Annotated in this window: 15 protein-coding genes; 7 read left to right on the top strand and 8 right to left on the bottom strand. The window is 36.6% G+C overall.

Features of this window, described 5'->3' with window-relative positions; genetic code table 11:
- Positions 1-21 precede the first annotated feature (21 nt).
- Together J1905_RS04000 and J1905_RS03995 are read left to right on the top strand one after the other, a co-directional pair.
- Entirely contained in the window at positions 22-1,776 is a 1,755-nt protein-coding gene (locus J1905_RS04000) for an alpha-L-rhamnosidase-related protein (RefSeq protein WP_214225960.1), read from the top strand.
- A 199-nt stretch (positions 1,777-1,975) separates the two neighbouring features.
- The gene (locus tag J1905_RS03995) at positions 1,976-3,295 is read left to right on the top strand and encodes a DUF3887 domain-containing protein (RefSeq protein WP_214225959.1); all 1,320 of its coding nucleotides are present in this window, start codon (positions 1,976-1,978) and stop codon (positions 3,293-3,295) included.
- 91 nt (positions 3,296-3,386) lie between these two features.
- Here the strand turns inward: J1905_RS03995 and J1905_RS03990 are convergent, their stop codons facing one another.
- The 7 genes from J1905_RS03990 to J1905_RS03960 form a co-directional block, all read right to left on the bottom strand.
- Positions 3,387-4,499, bottom strand: coding sequence for a DUF4998 domain-containing protein (locus J1905_RS03990; protein ID WP_214225958.1), 1,113 nt, complete (start codon positions 4,497-4,499; stop codon positions 3,387-3,389).
- A gap of 25 nt (positions 4,500-4,524) precedes the next feature.
- The gene (locus J1905_RS03985; RefSeq protein ID WP_214225957.1) at positions 4,525-5,712 is read right to left on the bottom strand and encodes a DUF5000 domain-containing lipoprotein; all 1,188 of its coding nucleotides are present in this window, start codon (positions 5,710-5,712) and stop codon (positions 4,525-4,527) included.
- 47 nt (positions 5,713-5,759) lie between these two features.
- Entirely contained in the window at positions 5,760-7,646 is a 1,887-nt protein-coding gene (locus J1905_RS03980; protein WP_214225956.1) for a RagB/SusD family nutrient uptake outer membrane protein, read from the bottom strand.
- Between the two features lie 50 nt (positions 7,647-7,696).
- Positions 7,697-10,939 (bottom strand): TonB-dependent receptor, encoded by a 3,243-nt coding sequence (locus J1905_RS03975; RefSeq protein ID WP_250317989.1) that lies wholly within the window; start codon positions 10,937-10,939, stop codon positions 7,697-7,699.
- A 7-nt stretch (positions 10,940-10,946) separates the two neighbouring features.
- Positions 10,947-11,102, bottom strand: coding sequence for a hypothetical protein (locus tag J1905_RS03970; protein ID WP_214225955.1), 156 nt, complete (start codon positions 11,100-11,102; stop codon positions 10,947-10,949).
- Positions 11,103-11,366: 264 nt separating this feature from the next.
- Positions 11,367-12,521 (bottom strand): FecR family protein, encoded by a 1,155-nt coding sequence (locus J1905_RS03965; RefSeq protein ID WP_214225954.1) that lies wholly within the window; start codon positions 12,519-12,521, stop codon positions 11,367-11,369.
- Positions 12,522-12,624: 103 nt separating this feature from the next.
- The gene (locus J1905_RS03960; RefSeq protein ID WP_214225953.1) at positions 12,625-13,200 is read right to left on the bottom strand and encodes an RNA polymerase sigma factor; all 576 of its coding nucleotides are present in this window, start codon (positions 13,198-13,200) and stop codon (positions 12,625-12,627) included.
- 258 nt (positions 13,201-13,458) lie between these two features.
- On the opposite strand from J1905_RS03960, the gene J1905_RS03955 reads away from it, so the two are divergent.
- A complete protein-coding gene (locus tag J1905_RS03955) occupies positions 13,459-13,821 on the top strand; it encodes a response regulator transcription factor (protein WP_214225952.1) in 363 nt (120 codons plus the stop codon).
- 54 nt (positions 13,822-13,875) lie between these two features.
- Here J1905_RS03955 and J1905_RS03950 read toward each other — a convergent pair whose 3' ends face one another.
- Entirely contained in the window at positions 13,876-14,376 is a 501-nt protein-coding gene (locus J1905_RS03950; protein ID WP_214225951.1) for a DinB family protein, read from the bottom strand.
- A 157-nt stretch (positions 14,377-14,533) separates the two neighbouring features.
- Between J1905_RS03950 and J1905_RS03945 the strand changes: the two genes are divergently transcribed.
- From J1905_RS03945 to J1905_RS03930, 4 genes are all read left to right on the top strand, one after another.
- Complete coding sequence (locus tag J1905_RS03945) at positions 14,534-15,361, top strand: endonuclease/exonuclease/phosphatase family protein (RefSeq protein WP_214225950.1); 828 nt, start codon at positions 14,534-14,536, stop codon at positions 15,359-15,361.
- A 97-nt stretch (positions 15,362-15,458) separates the two neighbouring features.
- Entirely contained in the window at positions 15,459-16,049 is a 591-nt protein-coding gene (locus tag J1905_RS03940; RefSeq protein WP_214225949.1) for a hypothetical protein, read from the top strand.
- A 96-nt stretch (positions 16,050-16,145) separates the two neighbouring features.
- Positions 16,146-16,643, top strand: a complete 498-nt coding sequence (locus J1905_RS03935; protein WP_108203250.1) for a cupin domain-containing protein — start codon at positions 16,146-16,148, stop codon at positions 16,641-16,643.
- 66 nt (positions 16,644-16,709) lie between these two features.
- On the top strand, positions 16,710-17,441 hold the full coding sequence (locus J1905_RS03930; protein ID WP_173091760.1) for an acyl-CoA desaturase: 732 nt from the start codon (positions 16,710-16,712) through the stop codon (positions 17,439-17,441).
- The last annotated feature ends 285 nt before the right edge of the window (positions 17,442-17,726 follow it).

The following is a 17,726-nucleotide window of genomic DNA, read 5'->3' as shown; positions in this document are numbered from 1 at the left end:
AGATCATTATAAATTAAAAACATGTTACAGAAATTTTTATATCCTTTTTTTACCATTTGTTTACTAGCCACTGCAATACAGGCACAGCCAGGTAAGAAACTTAGCAGTGCTGCTAAAGCCGGTAGTATTAGTCCCTTAACCCGACAATATGTTTCCCCTGTAAAGATTTTATGGAAAGAAGGCCAGACTAGTAACCTTGAACAATTGTTGAAACCAGGGATTAGTCAGGCAGATTTAGCCAACCGTAATATGGCAATCCTGAAAAATGATGGTTCTGGTAAAAAAGCATCCATACTACTTGATTTTGGTAAAGAGCTGCAAGGTGGATTGGAGATTGTAACTGGCATGTGGGGACCAAAAAATCTCCCTCTTAAGATTCGTGTGCGTTATGGGGAATCTGCGAGTGAAGCAATGTCGGATGTTGGCGGTCCAAAAGGAGCAACCAATGATCATGCAATCAGAGATTTCACTACAGTGGCTCCATGGTTGGGTAGAATCCAATTAGCTGAAAGCGGATTTCGCTTTGTGCGTATAGACCTTGAAGAAGAAAATGCTGAACTCCAATTGAAAGAAGTTCGTGCAATTTTTACGTATCGAGATATTCCATATATCGGCTCGTTTAAAAGTAGTGATGAACGCTTAAATAAAATCTGGGAAACCGGTGCTTATACAGTGCACTTAAATATGCAGGAATACCTTTGGGACGGAATTAAACGAGATAGACTGGTTTGGGTTGGAGATCTTCACCCTGAAATCTCTACCGTTAATTCTGTTTTCGGATACAATGAGGTGGTTCCTAAAAGTTTAGATTTATCCAGAGAAACTACGCCATTACCAGGCTGGATGAACGGAATAAGCACCTACTCAATGTGGTGGATTATCCTTCATTACGATTGGTATATGCAGAATGGAGATTTAAATTACTTGAAGCAACAGAAGTCATATTTAAGTGGATTGGTAAAGCAAATAGTTGCAAAAGTTGGCGACGATAATAAAGAAAAGCTGGATGGAACTCGTTTTCTGGATTGGCCATCAAGCGAAAATCCAAAAGGTATTCATGCAGGTTTACAAGCCATGACGGTTTGGTCCTTGTCGGCAGCATCTAAAATAAGCACACTTGTTGGCGATAAAGAAACAGCAGACCTTTGTAATAAAACTGTAGCTAGAATGCGCAAATATGTACCTGATCCCAATGGTTCAAAACAAGCTGCAGCTCTACTTGCTATTACCGGTTTAATGCCTGCAGAGAAAGCCAATAAAGATGTTCTATCTGTTGGAGGAGCGGCAAATTTCTCTACTTTTTATGGATACTACATGCTTGAGGCAAAAGCTAAAGCAGGAGATCATCAAGGTGCTATCGATGTAATCCGCCAATATTGGGGTGCAATGCTGGACTTGGGGGCAACAACTTTCTGGGAAGATTTTAACATGGATTGGATCCCTAATGCTTCTCGAATTGATGAATTGGTGCCTGAAGGTAAAAAGGATGTGCATGGTGATTATGGAGCATACTGCTATATAGGTTTTAGACATAGTTTATGTCATGGATGGGCTTCTGGACCTACAGCATGGCTAACAGAACATGTTTTGGGAATAAAAGTGGTTGAGGCAGGATGTAAAGCAATTAAAATAGAACCGCATTTAGGTGATTTAAAATTCGTTGAAGGAACATATCCTACACCGTATGGCGTTTTAAAAGTTAAACACACTAAACTTGCCAACGGCAAAATTAAAACCGATATAAATGCCCCTAAGGATGTAAGAATAATTCAGTAAGATCCCAACCTAGTTTTAAGTAAAGGTCGCGTCATGTCCATGATTTTTAAGTAAAAACATGGATATGACATGGACTTACCATGGACTCAACATGGACTTACACTAAATTGTTGTTCTGCTGTTATTTGTTTTCTTAAATAATGTTAGCTTTGGTTTGGAGTCTATAAATCAAAAGGCTTGAAAATCAATTATCATTTAAATGAAGAAAGTAATTCTGTTAATCTTTGCATTGTTTGTTACAACGAGTGCGTTCTCACAAGGCGTATTAAATTTATTAGGTCGTTCGCAAGACTTTTTTAAGCTCCTGGAAGACCAGAAATATACCGAGGCTTATGGATATTTGGATGCTACTTTTCAGGCAAAAGTACCTGAAGAGGATTTGAAAAAGTTATGGACTCAAGTTTCAGAAAAGCTCGGTAAAGTTGAAGCGTTAGACGTAATTAGCAGTAAAACTCAAGGAGAGTTTTTTGTCGTTACACTCGAAGGGAAATTTACAAATGAGGATCAGAACTTCCTTTTAGCCTTTAATAAAGCTGAAAAAATTGTAGGATTCTTTCTTCAGCCAAAGTCTACGTCACCCGCGTATACACTCCCTGCATATGCAGATACCACTTTGTATAAGGAAACTGAAATAAATGTTAAAACACCGGGACATAGTTTAGTTGGGGTGTTAACCGTACCTAAAAAGCTTACAAGTTATCCTGTTGTGGTATTAGTTCACGGATCTGGACCGGCTGATATGGATGAAACTGTTGGCCCTAATAAACCGTTGAAAGATATAGCCGTTGGTTTGGCTTCAAAAGGCATAGCCTCTATTCGTTACGTAAAAAGAACAATGATTTATTCAGGTGAATTTGGAAAAGCTTTTACTGTTAAAGAGGAAGTAATAGATGATGCTCTTGCTGCAATTGCTCTTGCCAGAACTTTACCAGAGGTAAATAAGAAACAAATTTACCTACTTGGACATAGTTTGGGAGGGATGCTTGCTCCAAGGATAGCTACATTGGCACCGGATTTAAATGGGATTATCATGCTTGCAGCGCCGGCAAGGAAGTTTACGGATCTTTTGGTTGAGCAAAATAAATATATGTTTAGTCTCTCTAAAGATACTTCCGAAGCAGGTAAGAAAAGTTTGGATACAGTAATTAAGGAATTGGATGTTACCAGGATAACTAAGCTTGGAGCAATGAAGTCTGATTCGGTTTTATTGGGTTTGCCGGCTTCTTATTGGGTTGATCTTAATATGAACGATCAGGTTGCAACAGCAAAAAAATTAGCAAAGCAGCGTATTTTTGTTGGTCAGGGAGGAAACGATTTTCAGGTTTCGACCACTGACTATAATTTATGGAACACGGCTATTGGCAAGAAAAAAGGTTCAATGGTAAAATTGTATCCTGAGCTTAACCATCTTTTGAGTCCGCAGACGGAAAAAGGTACTATGGAACAATATAGGGTTCCTGTTAATGTTTCTGAAACTTTGGTAACGGATATTGCCACATGGATTAAGGCTAAGCCTTAAATAAGTAATCCCTTATGCTTTTAGTTGCCCGTAGGCAACCGAAAGCATAAGGGATATTAATGTTTGTTTTGGTCTATCGGTATATAATATATTATAATCCGTAGGCACTAATTTCTCCAATAACCATATTGTTTTCAGGACCTGATACCGCTACAAACTTAAAGTATCTTGCTCTTGGTTTTAATGGTAATAAAATGGTTTGCTCTCCATTTATTAAACGATTAAAATCAAATATACCCTGATCAACCCATGTTGCGTTATCAGTACTTGTAAAGAATTGAATCTTATTTGGCGCTCTGCTATCTCCGCCGTTTTCGAAAGTAGTTCTCCATACTCCAAATTGTGTAATAGTTCTTTCAACGCCCATATCTATAGTAGCAAAATGGGGGTAGCCTCTACCATCAGCTCGGCTGTGCCAACGGGTTCCATCTGTACCATCAATAAAGTTTTTCACTGCATTTGAGCCATTGTCATGTTCGGAAGAGAAATCGATGACTTTCCAGCTTGCTTTGCTGATAGTTAGTTCGTGGCTCTCTGCATAATTGGTAAAAAATGAATCAATACTATACAATGTATCGGGTCTAAATTCTGTTCTATATTCGAACCTTGTTCCTGATTTCAGATCTGTAAGAAGGGATTTAGGTTCCTTGACTGAAAAACGTTTTGTTGTGGGATTTCCAGCTGTATTTACATATTTTAGTTCTGAAAAAACGGCGCCGCTGGAAATATCTGCATTTCCCCAATCTATTGTTATTTTTCCATCTACATCAATAATCAAAGAGTTTACCGGACGGTTTAGCAATTGTTCTTGATATTTTTCACCATAGGAACCACTTAATAGCTCAACCGGAATAGATGGAATCCCTTTTCCATCATAGGTTATAATGTTAAAGGTATATGATTTTTCAGGTAAGTTGTCAATGGTTACTGATATCGTATCTAGTTCGGATTGCGTATTTACTTCTAAAGAATCAGCATAGTTGTTCCAGAAAATCTTAGCCTTTACTACATTTGGGTCTTTACTTTTTGGCCATGCGATTTTAATTCTATTTTTACCAGCATAGGCCTTTGCGTTTGTCACTTTTCCTGTATAAGGTAATCCTCCAGGAACGATGTATTGTTTATAAGTACTGTCCATCTTTTTACAGCCTATTAAGCATATGAAAAGTGATAATATTATGGAATACCAATGTGTTGATTTCATATTTAGGTATTTAAGTGTTAAAAAATTATTTAATGATTTGACCCCAAAAGGTGAGTTCGGCAATGGTTATTTGGCCTGAGCTACTGTAAGATTCCGTAGATTTTAGTCGGATGTATCGCACAGCGGGTACAAGGTTCTCAAACTCAAAATCTTCGCCGTTAAAAGCTGCGTAATTATAATCTGCATCGTTGGTTTGCCCCATTGGTAATCCAGATGGTTTAAAGGATTTAAATGAGCCTAGTAGCACCCAGTTTGCCCATCCGCCATCAGGATCTGGATTGTTTGATCCCCAAAGTTCGAAAGCTTTTAATGCGGAACCTCTATAAAAATGGTCTGAACCTAGTTGGAATTCTTTAAACCTGCTAAGTATAACTTGCTGCCCTAGATCTAAAGTAAACCATTGTGGGATTTTAGATGCATTTGATGAAGCAAATAAACCATTCCAGAAATATCTCTCATCATAAACATTTTCTAAAACGTAACCTTCAGCCGGAGTGTAAGTGTCTGTTGGTAAACGTAAAACAGAGAATTTGCTTTTAGGTATTAACTCTTCATATAAAGGGGTTAAAGGCTTTATTAAAGTATCCGATTTATTGTTCCATCTGTCGCGAAGAAATACAGCGAACTTTTTTTCTTTGGATTCAAATCCTCTGGCAAAAAAGCTTCCCTCCAAAGCTCCTGTGTAAAATGTTGTTACAGGAGCCCATGTATTCTTACCTGTACTATCAACCATTACAACAATAGCTAGGTTAGCTGCCAGCTCATTTTTGAATTCGATTTTGACACCTCCAAATGAAGCAAGAAGATTTAATTCATTAAATACTGTTCTAACAGGGGGGGATAGAGGTCTGATATTTACTGAGACAGGTTCTGATGCTTTTTCATTTTTTCCAATACTATATAATTTGACCTCATGGATTGACGTATCACCATAGCCAACTAAGCTTATTGTATCGGTGTAATACGATGATTTAGCCTCGCGAAAAACGCCGGGTTGTATTTCATATATGGCCTTAACATAAGCTAGATTTTGGTCTTTAGGAATTTTATATGTTAATACTGCACCTCCTGCATTGGGCTCAATTTTTACATCACTAATTTGCGTAGGGGCGGGAGCATTTTTGTCGATATGATCTAGCCTGTCCTCCCTTTTGCAACCATACCATGCCATGGTGATTACGATTGCGGTAAGGAAATATATTTGTTTTTTCATTTTGATTTTCTTTAATATGTTCTTGTCGATTTCAATGTCACGTAAGCTTACCAGCCCAGATTCTGTACTAAGTTTCGATTAACTGTAATGTTTGCATCGGCTATAGGCCAGAAATAATCTTTAACACTAAATGTTTGATTGAAAATGACTTTTGGTAAATAATATGCTGCTGTTGAGGATTGATTAACATCCCAGCCGGTAATTGAGCTGTTCAGTACTCGGGAAGCTTCTTTCCAACGACGCAAATCCCAAAAACGCTGTCCTTCAAAGGCTAATTCAATTAAACGTTCTTGCTGAATAATATCTCTCAAACCATTCTTGGTTGTATATTTTGATGGATTGGTCGAAAATTGAGCCCATGAAGATTCAACGGATTTTAAACCTGCTCTTTGTCGTACCAAGTTGATATATTTATATACTTCAGGGCTAGGGCTAGCTGATTCGTTTAATGCTTCTGCATATAACAAGTACAAATCCGATAAGCGCATAATAGTAGAAGGATATGGTGTTACAGAATAGCCGGTTTTGGTGATAACATTTTCAAAATGTACAAGTTTTTTAATGTAATAACCAGTTACAGTGGCGAAGCCACCTTTACCTGCGCCTTGTACTTCTTTGAATTTGGCTTCCAAGTAGAATAATTCCATGTCTTTTTTATCATCATATTTTCCTTGGCCATACCATATACCTGCATCAAAACCTAAATCGGCATAATAGCGAGGTTCACGGTTAAAGTTTAGGTTGGCGGTAATGTCACCTTTTCTAATGTATTTTTTGTCTTTTTCAGATGCGGTTCGTAAACTGTATCGATTAGCATAGTTCCAGGTTTTATCTTCAGCTATAGGTACTCCGTTTTCTGAATAAAACATTTCTGCAATTTTTAATGTAGGTGAAAATAATCCCCTCGTGGCTGTTTGATCAAGGAATTGAGGGTCTAGGAAAGGCGTGTATAATGCTTGGAGGCCTGCTGTGTTTACTTGGGTATTGGCCCAAATTATTTCACTATTCCACTTGTCGGTAATCGCATTTCTGATACTCAATTGTGTTTTAATGCTGTCTGATAGCTTAAATTGCTCAAATGCTGGATTGTAATAGTATAATTTCAATCCCTGTTCATCGGCCATGTCAATTGCCTTTTTACAAGCTGCTGCCGCTAAATCCCATTTTTCTTTTGATTCAGCTGGATTAAATAATGGTGTTCCATTAGAATTTTTAAGAGAAGTTTGGTCGGGGTTACCATTAAATAATGGACTTGCAGCAGTTACGAGTACTTTTGCTTTTAGTGATAAAGCGATTAATTGCGTAACACGGCCTAATTCATCTGTAGGATTATCAATAGTTGGTGGTAGGCCATCTTCAGCTTCGTCAAGTAACTGCGCAATATAATTGAAACATGAGTCCACCGGATCCCGGAATACTTTTACCTGATTTATATCAGCATCAACAGATAAGTTTTTCTTTACCATTGGAATTGGACCGTACATCCTTACTAAATAGAAATGATAATAAGCTTTTAAAAATTTTGCTTCTGCAATCCAGCGGCGTCTTTCAGTTTCTTTTAAATCTGGGACTTTTCCGATATTATCGAGAAAGATATTACAGTCCCTCAGCGCCCTGTAATATTTCTCCCAGTTATCTCCATAAGGGTTTACTACATTCTGAAAACCTCTGGCAATGTTGGAATAGGTCCCTTCCGTACCAACAACTTGCCAAAGCTCATCACCACTTAACATGCCCGGGTCGGAATATACATCACCGTCTCTTGACATGTAGGAGTAACAGGTAAATAGAAATTTTTCTGCCTGGGTTCGCATGGTGAAGGCGTTATCAATAGTTGCAACATTATCTGGAACTACATCTAAGTATTTTTTGCAGGAGGTTACCACTGATAAGATAATCAGAACAGAAACCCCCAATAGAATATATTTTCTCATAATTTTAATTGTTGGGCTTAAATGGATAGTCATAGGATTGACTTCGGTTATTAATTAAAATTTACGTTTAAACCTAGATTAAATACTTTTTGTATTGGATAGCCTAATCCTCCGCCACCCATCTCCACATCCCATAATTTGAACTTGCTAAAAATCAGTAGATTACTTGCGTTTATGTAAATTCGGAAGTTTGATGTATGTATTTTAGCCATTAGTTTTTTTGGCAATGTATAACCAATCTCAACCTGCTTTAATCTCAAGAATGAACCATCACGCATAAACCAAGTACTGGTTTGCGCATTGTTGTTATTAACGTTGGGACTTAATCTAGGCCATAGTGCATAAACATTTCTATTGTCCTCAGACCAATAGCTATCTGCATAGGCTTTTAGTACTTGATTTTGTAATTGTCCGGAAATATTTTCACCGTTATATCTATAGGATGCAAAGGGAGAGGTGGCGGCCACGTCAATCCAAAATGATTCATTAGTGAGTCCTTGAAAGAAAGCTGACACATCAAACCCTTTATAACCTGCAGAGAAACCAAAGCCGTATACAATTTCAGGAGTTGTGGGGTTTCCTATGGGAACTCTATCAGCCTCTGTAATCTGGCCGTCTCTATTGACATCAGTGTATTTAATGTCTCCACCGCCATAAACGCCAAAGTTTTGTTTTGGTGAGTTGGCCGCTTCTTCATCATCTACAAATAAGCGTTCTGCAATATATCCGAAAGTTTGGGATAACGAATGTCCAACCCTACTGCGATAAGCTTCATCGTACTTTGGCTCTTCAAATACTTTATATTTACTTGTTGCGTAAGTAAAATTCCCTCTAGCTGATAACCATAAACCATTACTGAAATTTTCCTGATAATCTATGGATAAATCAGTTCCTTTTCCCGACGCTTGGCCAACATTGGCTCTTATTGGTGCTGAAAAACCCATGGTTATTGGTATTGATGATCTGGTCATCAATATGTTTTTACGCAGTTGCGTATAGTATTCGGCTATTATATTTACTTTATTAAACAAACCGATCTCTAAAGCAATATTTTTTTGTGTCGATGTTTCCCATGTTATTTCTGGGTTAGAATATCGGGATATAGATACCCCAGGACTAGAATAACCATTTGTAAAGTCGCGCCCAAAGAACGCACCTCTGCTTGGGTCATTCATGTTTACATTTGATAGATAGAAGAAACGATCCTCGGCAGCGCCAATCGCATCATTTCCAATCAATCCATAAGTAGCTCTTAATTTTAAATTAGAAATGGTATTTTTAGCTGGTTCGAAAAATTTCTCATTGGATATACTCCATGCTAAACCTGCCGAAGGGAAGAAACCAAAGCGTTTTTTTTCATAGAAACGTTCTGAACCGTTATAGCCAAAATTAAATTCCGCGAAATATCGGTTGTCATAAGAGTAAGTTGCTCTGCCCGAAACACCTAAATTTCGAAATGGTAATGATAATTGAAGATCTCCGGCGTTAGCGTTTATGTTTTCCCTCATCATGTATACTATTAATCCACTTAAATTGTGTTTCTCACCAAAGGCCCGGCTATAATTAAGCATCGATTCAAGATAGAATGTAGAACTGACTGTCTTTGGACCTTCACGATAACCTAAGTATTCTGTACCTGTAGTGGGATTTATATTTTTTATCGCATAAGTATTTGTAAATACATCATATCCGGCTAGCTTGTAGAAGTATGGATTGTAGAATCTACTAACATCGAAATAAGAATTTCTATTGGTATTTACCATGGTACGGAAAGAAAGTCCTTTAGTTAAAAATGATAAGTCCTGTTTCACTTCCAGTTGAGCCAGCATCAAAGAGCTGGTATAGTCTTTATACCCTTTAGTCATCTCAGCATAGGGGTTTATGTATTGACCCGCATCATAATTCCCGAATAAGATGTGTTTCACAAATTGATGTTGTTCATCAGTTGGATAGTAGGCCGGAAATCTAACTGGATTGGATCGCATTACTTTTTTGTACATATCAGCACCACCATCAATTGGGCCGGTATAATCATCGAAATTTCCACTTAGGCGGACAATCATTTCAGTTGATTTGGTAACATCGATAGTTACGTTAGAACGTAAAGTGTAACTTTTCAAGTCAATATTATTGTTGAAATTATTGCGTTTATCTACTTTCATGATCCCGTTATCTTTATTATAGGATCCCGATACGAAATATTTAGCAACACCACCACCACCACTTATATTTAAATTTACACGCTGGTTTTGGGTATATTCCTTAAACATGATCTTCTGCCAGTCATTGGCGGGGTATACTGTTGGATTTATTCCAGCTATTGTATTGGCAATTTTTTCGTCAGAATACAAATCGTCATTACCTCTATCGAGGTCAGAGAAATCCGTTCGGGTAAGAATTGCCTCATTAGACATTTTCATGTAAGTAATAGGGTCAGCTAACTCAATGTTTTTTGTTGGAGCGGATAGAGAATTTTCTAAACGTAATGACAGATTAGCTTTTCCTACCTTTCCTTGTTTTGTTGTAACAAGGATAACCCCGTTTGCTCCACGAGCACCATATAGTGCAGTGGAAGTAGCATCTTTCATAATCGAGAAACTGGAGATATCATCTGGTTGTAGACGTGCCAAATCTTTGACGGTTAGTTCCATTCCGTCAATTAATATTAAGGGAGAGGTTTTGTATCCAAAAGTGGTTACGCCACGTACAAAAAAGTCGGCGTTGTCCTGTCCCGGTTCTCCACTTCGTTGGTACGCAATCACCCCTGCAGCACGCCCAGCTAATGCTGTTGTTAAATTACTGGATGGAACCTTCAGGTCAGCCACTTTAATGGTTGTTACTGAGCCAACTACTTCTGTCTTTTTTTGAGTTCCAAAGGCAACCACAACAACATCATCAAGAGTATTGTTCGCTGCTTTAAGCGTAACATTGATTATTGTCAAGTCCTTTACCTTGATTTCCTGGCTTACAAAGCCAACCATACTAAAAATAAGAGTGCTTTCTTCGTTTGGGACACTTATTGAATATCTGCCCTGACTATCGGTTGTAGTGCCTATACTCGTTTTTTCCTTTACTTTAATAGAAACCCCGGGGACGGGGCCGGCGGAATCAGAAACAATACCTTTTATTTGTTTGTCTAGGCGTCTGCTTATTTCAGCGTCTTTACTTTTAATGACTATTGTCTTGCCGATTATGCTATAGAATATTGGCTGATCCTTAAAGCATTCCTTAAGTGCTTGATCGAGTGTTGCATTGTTCAGATTAATGTCAATGTTATTGGTATTGCGAAGCAAAGAATTTTCATACCAGAATAAGTAACCGCTTTGTTTTTTTTAATTCTTTAAAGATATTTTCAAGCGGTGCATTTTTTGCAGAAAGTGTAATTGTTTGCGCATTCCCTGATGCGTTTACCTGGAGGCAGCCAATAACGACTACGAAGAACAGTGTTAATTTCATACCCATGAAAATTTTGAATAGGCCCCGGCGTTTTTCATAGTGGGGCCTATAGATAGAATAAAAATCCATACTTTTGTTTGTTGGGGTTTAAGTGAATATCAGTCAATAGATAAGAATGGTTAATCCCTACAGTTGTTGAAAAACAATGTAGCCGATAATGTTAGCGCATTATCGGTTTTTTTTTGAACTAACCTGCGATTAAGGGGAATTGTAGCGTTTTTTCATATTTGGTTTGGTTTAGTCTATAATTGGTTGATTGTTTAGTTAAGGCATTACTGTGATTGTTTTATTGTCTAACTTGAATTTTATCTTGCTTGTCTCCAGTATTCCAATTAGTTCTGAAAGATTTGCTTGTCGGGATACTTCTCCTGTAAATAGTCTGGCAGGAATTTCTCCTTCATATTTCACATTTATATCATACCATCTGGAAACCTGGCGCATAATTGTTCGGATATCTGCATTTGTAAATGATATAATCCCATTTTTCCAGGCAACAGCATTATCATGGGCTGGTTCTACTTTTATATCATCTCTTACTTTTGCTTCCTGACCCTTTTTAATCACCTTAGTTTGATTATCATGGGTTATTTTAACTGATCCTTCTAATAAGGTTGTTGTTGTAAATGACTCGTTTTCGTAGGTATTGATGTTGAACGTAGTCCCGAGAACTTCAAGTTCCTGTTTGGAGGTTTTAACAATGAAGGGTTGATCTTTATTATGAGCAACTTCAAAATAGGCTTCTCCGCTTAGTTCAACCAACCTATTGCCGATACTCTCAAATGCAATTGGGAACTTAAGGGAGGACTCAGCATTCAACCAAACCTTTGTTCCATCAGGTAAGTTTATCTTGTATTGTCCTCCCCGTGGGGTTTCTATTGTGTTTAGAGCTTTTGTCTCGTTTTCTACTTTTCCTGTAATTTCATAAACCAATTCACCATCTCCGGTTTTTGTAATTTTAATACCACTCTTATTTGATATTTCTCCATTTTCGGCATCTGTAAGAAGGATTTTTGATCCGTTAGAGAGTGTCAATATCGCTTTATTCCCCCCTGGAGGTATATTGATTGCTACTTCATTGCCGGAATTAATGTTGTTGTTGTCTGAAGCTTTTTTGTTGGAATAAAAAGTGATAAAAGTGACGAAGATTAATGTGGCTGCTATAGCTACCCAGATAATATTTAGCTTTTTTACAGAAGAAGAATAACTATGATCACTTTGATCAATTGCTTGATTGATTTTATTTTTTAGGCGAAGATTTAATATTTCCTCTTCATCTTTATTTAGTTCACTTGTGTAATCTGGATTAAGCTCAAAAATGTTGAAATAAGCATTTAAAAATTCTTTTTCCACAGGGCTAATTGTAGCCTTTTCGTATTTATTTAGAATCTCTAAAACTTTTTCTTTCTCTAAATTTCGCATAAGATTCTGGATCGTCTGACTACTTGGTTAATGATAAGACTAGCGAGATTGAAATTAGCCCAGTCGAAATGGAAAAATATTTTAAAAAGATATAGATGTCGCTCTATGCCTGAAAGAATATAATAATGTAAGTCATCATTAAGGAAGCCCTTAATGTACTAATAGCGCGACCTAGGTGGTTTCGAACTGTTTTCGGAGAAAGTTGTAGTTGGGTTGCGATTTCATCAGCAGTTAATTCCTCATGATAACGCATTTTAAAAATGGTTTTTTGTTGGTTGGGTAAAGCATCAACCATTGCCTCATAAGCAATCATGAATTCTTTGTGCAACATTTGTGCGTCTGCGCTAGCTTTGTCAGCCTTTAACTCCAAAAGAAGGTCGTTAATCGGGATGTACCTTTTTTCCTTAGCTAAAAGTGTAAACGTACTGTTTCTTATCGCAGTAAATAGATACGCAGATATATTGTTCACAACAAGATCTTTTCTTCTTAACCAAAGTTGTGTAAATACATCCTGAGCTATGTCTTCTGCTTTGCCAATATCGTTTAGTCGCTTGTATCCCGTATTGAGTACAAACTTCCAATATTTTTGATAGAGTGTATCAAACGCGATTCTACAATCATCCCGTATTTGCTGAAGCAACATTTTATCCTCGTCAATATTTAAAAGGCTTGACTTCATTTGCTGTTTAGATGTTATTTATCCTTTTGTCCAATATGGATTGCCTTGTTGTAAATGGTGTTAATATTTGGTTGTCAATCTTTAGAATGCGGCCCTGCTTTGATCGTACATTCTAAAGATTTATTGAAGTAAGTATATATTTTCTATTTTGGCAACCTGTAGCATCCTGTATCATTTGCGTAATAATTATATAGCCCTTATTATGTGTGGCCAAATTGTTGCTATGTATTACTAAATCTATATTAATAAGAATCCGTTATGATAAAAAGAGTACACGTCCTTGAAGATGATGAAGATATAAGGTATATAATTGGAGTTTTACTTAAAGATGAAGGTTATGAATTACAGCTTTCCTCGAGCTTTACAGAACTTAAAAGTAAATTAAAGGATAGTTTGCCTGATCTTTTCATTTTAGATGTAATGATACCTGATGGTGATGGCACTGATATTTGCAGTGATTTAAAAGGTGACCCTTTTACTAAGCATATTCCAATTATTGTGATGTCGGCAAATGATCAGAATAAACAAAAAAGTTTAGATGCAGGTGCAAATGATTATATCAGTAAACCATTTGATATCGATTATATTGTAAAAAGAATTAACTCACAATTGGCGAAGTAAATACAAGTTTCAAGTTAAAGCAGAAAAGCCTCATGGACCGGAGGCTTTTCTGCTTTATATTAGCTGCTGTATATTTTTGATTTGGTGGATATGCCTTTGCATATGATAAATAAGAAAGTTAATCCACTCTAGCCTTGTAAATTTCCCAAATCCCGGGATTTCAAAATTCATATGAGTTTCTGTTAAATCTAACGTTTTGATAGCTTCAGTTAATTGATTTTTCATTGTGTTGAGGTCTGCAATCAGTACTTCTTTTTTATGAGGTGGCTGAGAAGGAAGAACAAAATCAGGTGAAGTCATTTTAGTTGCAAAATCTAAAAATATACTTTTAATAAGTTCAATCTTTTTGCCAGGTTCCCGTTCTGTAGGAACTGCTCCATCATTAACTATTTGTATCACTCCTCCAAATGATTGTGAAATGTGATCTGTAACTTGTCCGGCAGTCCAGCTACCTTTAAAAGGGGATTTATTGAGCTGTTCTTCTGACATAGAAGAAATTATGTTTGACAATTCGTTTGTTGTTTCGGTTACTTCATTTAAGGTTTCTATTTTCATGAGTTTTAAGTTTATACTTAAAGTTACAGCCATTTAGCCAACAATAAGGGGTACGAATACGGCATTATTAGGGGTGAAATGCGACTATTGTACTTAGTAAAACATAAACTATTATAAATAGTTTATTAATTTAGGCACATATAATAACCAAACTAATATGAGATCTTCCCGTACAACTTTAGCCACACTGATAATATGTTCAGTATTTAGTTTTTCTGCAGTAAAAGTTTCAGCAAAAAATAATACTGATTCGCTTTCTGTTAATAACAAAGAAAAGGAACTTAAGGTGATGACCTATAATATTCATCACGGGAACCCACCCGCAAAAGAAGGTGTTATTGATTTACAAGCCATAGCTGATGTAATAAATAGTCAATCACCAGATTTAGTAGCATTGCAGGAGCTAGATGTATTAACCAGTCGTAGCGGTAATGTTGATGAAGTGAAAAAACTTGCAGAACTAACCGGGATGTATAGTTTCTTTTCTAAAAGCATTGATTTTGGTGGAGGGGGATATGGTGTTGCCATATTATCCAAATTTAAGATCAATAAAGAAGAACGATTTTCATTGCCTTTTAAGGAAGGATTAAATGCTGAGCCTCGTTCTCTGGCAGTAATTAATGTTACCCTTGCAAATGGAAAGACGCTTGATTTTGCCAGCACACATCTGGATTTGAAAGATGAACATCGCATACTGCAGGTTGCAGAGATTAACAAAATTTTAGGTGGCCGTAAAGGAGCTGTAATTGTTGCCGGAGATTTAAACCTTACAGCCTCAACTCCTGCGATGAAGGTATTGGAGAAATATTTTGAACGTAGTTGCCAGGAAAATTGCGCACCTACGATTCCAGATGTAAACCCTAAAGAAGAAATAGATTTTATCATGTTAAAAAAGGGGAGTCCTTTGAAAGTACAGTCACATCAGGTATTAAATGATATTCACGCTTCAGATCATCTCCCGCTTGTGGTTACCTACAAGTATTAATGGTGATATTTCTAGCCTCAAGAACTAGCGAAATTTTTATTTTGTAATCTGCCGAGATGTAATTAACTTCAACGAAGAACATCTAAAAGTTAAGATTTTGGAAGATAGCATTAAAGGGCTTGTACCTCATGTTTTAAGTTTTGTTATAAACGAGCTTTGCAAGAATGGCTTTATGATTGCCTATGAAAAAGATCTTTCGGACTTAAAAGGCTTGATTGAACCAGATTCTATTTCGTCGGATGATTTTGAGCTTTTAGAGGCTGTTGATGATGAGGTAGTTCGGATTTTGTTGAGCTCCATTGATAAGGTGGTAAAATGCTCTCAGACTTATTTTCTAATAAACAACCTTGATGAGATGGAGGTGATGGAAAATGAAGAGTACAGTCTGTTGGCTTCTGATAGTTACTATGCTTATATTATTGATTGGGAAAGTAAAAGCTACAAAGATTTACTTTATAATTTAAATGCTGTTTATTTTTCGATCTCCCAATTACTATACCATACCACTTGTCAAATTAAACTTAATGAAGTGGAAATACCTGATGAGATGTATGATGAGTTCATTGATAAATATTCAGATTTGTTGAGAGGAAAGTTTGATCCTGATGATAAGAATATTTCACTGCTATATAGCCTAATTATTGACCTAAATAATGATCTGGCAGACATTGATAATCTAGGCGATTGATTCTTTTTATCTGTTTTTTTGATTTTTTTTAGCTCTGATAATGAAAGCTAAAGCAGTTTTAAGTAAGTTTGGGATTTAAAATATACCACTTATAAAATGTCAGATCAAAAAAAAGAAATATTTGAAGGCGTTGCACAACGCTTAAAGATTGAAGGATTTAATGTCGTTAACCGTGATGAGACCCGTCCATGGGGAGGTTTTTTTGTAATTGATGAAGAACAAGCACAACAATTTGCGAACGTTTATTTTGAAGGTTTAAATGTTGATGATCTTAAAATTTCAGGTAAATTAAGTCCTAAAATATTGATAGTTGCTCCAAATACACGCTTATCGTGGCAATATCACCATCGTCGTGCTGAAATATGGAGAGTAGTTAACGGTACCGTTGGAGTAATCACTAGTGATACTGACGAGCAGGGTGAAGTAAAACAATTAACTCCAGGACAAAGCATCAAATTAAAACAAGGTGAAAGACACCGTTTAATTGGTTTAGAAGATTGGGGTATTGTTTCAGAAATCTGGCAACACACAGATCCGGCTAGTCCATCTGATGAAAGCGATATTGTTAGGGTTCAGGACGATTTCGGAAGATAACGCATCTTCCTGTCATTTAATGACATAATTGTATCTAAACATCTATAATAATCGTTAATATCTTATATGATAATTTTAATATTTTTTCTGGCGCACTGGTTTTTGTCGCTATTTTCTCAGACATTCTTTCTGCATCGCTATGCATCACATAAGATGTTTAAAATGAATGGCTTTTGGGAGAAGTTTTTTTATGCGATTACCTTTTTGTCACAAGGATCTTCCTTTTTAAATCCAAGAGCATATGCGATTTTACATCGTATGCATCATGCTTATAGTGATACAGAGAAGGATCCACATTCTCCACATTTTGTGAAAGATGTTTGGGGTATGATGATTCAGACAAAAAACATTTATCTGAATTATTCAAAGTATAACCATGAGCCTGAAGAACAGTTTCGTGATAACTATCCTTCATGGCCAATTATTGATAAGATAGGGGACTCCTGGATTACACGTTCGGTGTTCATCTGCTTTTACATTTGGTTCTATGTAACTTTTGCTACCGCATGGTGGATGTTCTTATTGTTGCCAATCCACTTTTTGATGGGACCTCTTCATGGTGCAATCGTGAATTGGTGTGGACATAAATACGGTTATTCGAATCATGATAACAATGATCATAGCAAAAACTCTTTGCCGCTTGATTTTCTGATGTTAGGAGAGTTGTTTCAAAACAACCACCACAAAAAACCTAATAGCCCAAACTTTGCAAGCAAATGGTTTGAGTTTGATCCAACTTATCCGATCATGAAAATGATGCACTGGATGAGGATTATTAAGATAAGGAAGTCAAATTAAGAGGGGCAAATTAAGTGATCTGTTTTCGGGCTGCATTAATTTGCGCTGAAGAAGCGCAAAAGAACGCTAGGCCCTCTATCAGACACTGAATTTGTAGTAAAGGAAGGAAAGGCAGTAGCTTTGAACAAGCAGTTGTACAAGGTTGAACTAAATGATAGCAATTGATAATATTAAAATAGCCAGTAGAGCATAATATTAAATATATCACTATCAATATAAAAGATAAACCTCATAAAAAAGGGCAGGATCTTCTTACGAAGATCCTGCCCTTTTTTATTTTTCCTG

The sequence above is a fragment of the Pedobacter sp. B4-66 genome (assembly GCF_018492665.1).
Classification (GTDB): Bacteria; Bacteroidota; Bacteroidia; order Sphingobacteriales; family Sphingobacteriaceae; genus Pedobacter.
This window is presented reverse-complemented; position numbering and strand designations above follow the sequence as displayed.

What these genes read in the sequence shown, in the direction of transcription:
- J1905_RS03970 (WP_214225955.1), bottom strand. Translation starts at nt 11,102, where the DNA reads ATGAAATTAACACTGTTCTTCGTAGTCGTTATTGGCTGCCTCCAGGTA.
- J1905_RS03985 (WP_214225957.1), bottom strand. Translation starts at nt 5,712, where the DNA reads ATGAAAAAACAAATATATTTCCTTACCGCAATCGTAATCACCATGGCA.
- J1905_RS03945 (WP_214225950.1), top strand. Translation starts at nt 14,534, where the DNA reads ATGAGATCTTCCCGTACAACTTTAGCCACACTGATAATATGTTCAGTA.
- J1905_RS03980 (WP_214225956.1), bottom strand. Translation starts at nt 7,646, where the DNA reads ATGAGAAAATATATTCTATTGGGGGTTTCTGTTCTGATTATCTTATCA.
- J1905_RS03960 (WP_214225953.1), bottom strand. Translation starts at nt 13,200, where the DNA reads ATGAAGTCAAGCCTTTTAAATATTGACGAGGATAAAATGTTGCTTCAG.
- J1905_RS03935 (WP_108203250.1), top strand. Translation starts at nt 16,146, where the DNA reads ATGTCAGATCAAAAAAAAGAAATATTTGAAGGCGTTGCACAACGCTTA.
- J1905_RS03965 (WP_214225954.1), bottom strand. Translation starts at nt 12,521, where the DNA reads ATGCGAAATTTAGAGAAAGAAAAAGTTTTAGAGATTCTAAATAAATAC.
- J1905_RS03950 (WP_214225951.1), bottom strand. Translation starts at nt 14,376, where the DNA reads ATGAAAATAGAAACCTTAAATGAAGTAACCGAAACAACAAACGAATTG.
- J1905_RS03955 (WP_214225952.1), top strand. Translation starts at nt 13,459, where the DNA reads ATGATAAAAAGAGTACACGTCCTTGAAGATGATGAAGATATAAGGTAT.
- J1905_RS03930 (WP_173091760.1), top strand. Translation starts at nt 16,710, where the DNA reads ATGATAATTTTAATATTTTTTCTGGCGCACTGGTTTTTGTCGCTATTT.
- J1905_RS03990 (WP_214225958.1), bottom strand. Translation starts at nt 4,499, where the DNA reads ATGAAATCAACACATTGGTATTCCATAATATTATCACTTTTCATATGC.
- J1905_RS04000 (WP_214225960.1), top strand. Translation starts at nt 22, where the DNA reads ATGTTACAGAAATTTTTATATCCTTTTTTTACCATTTGTTTACTAGCC.
- J1905_RS03995 (WP_214225959.1), top strand. Translation starts at nt 1,976, where the DNA reads ATGAAGAAAGTAATTCTGTTAATCTTTGCATTGTTTGTTACAACGAGT.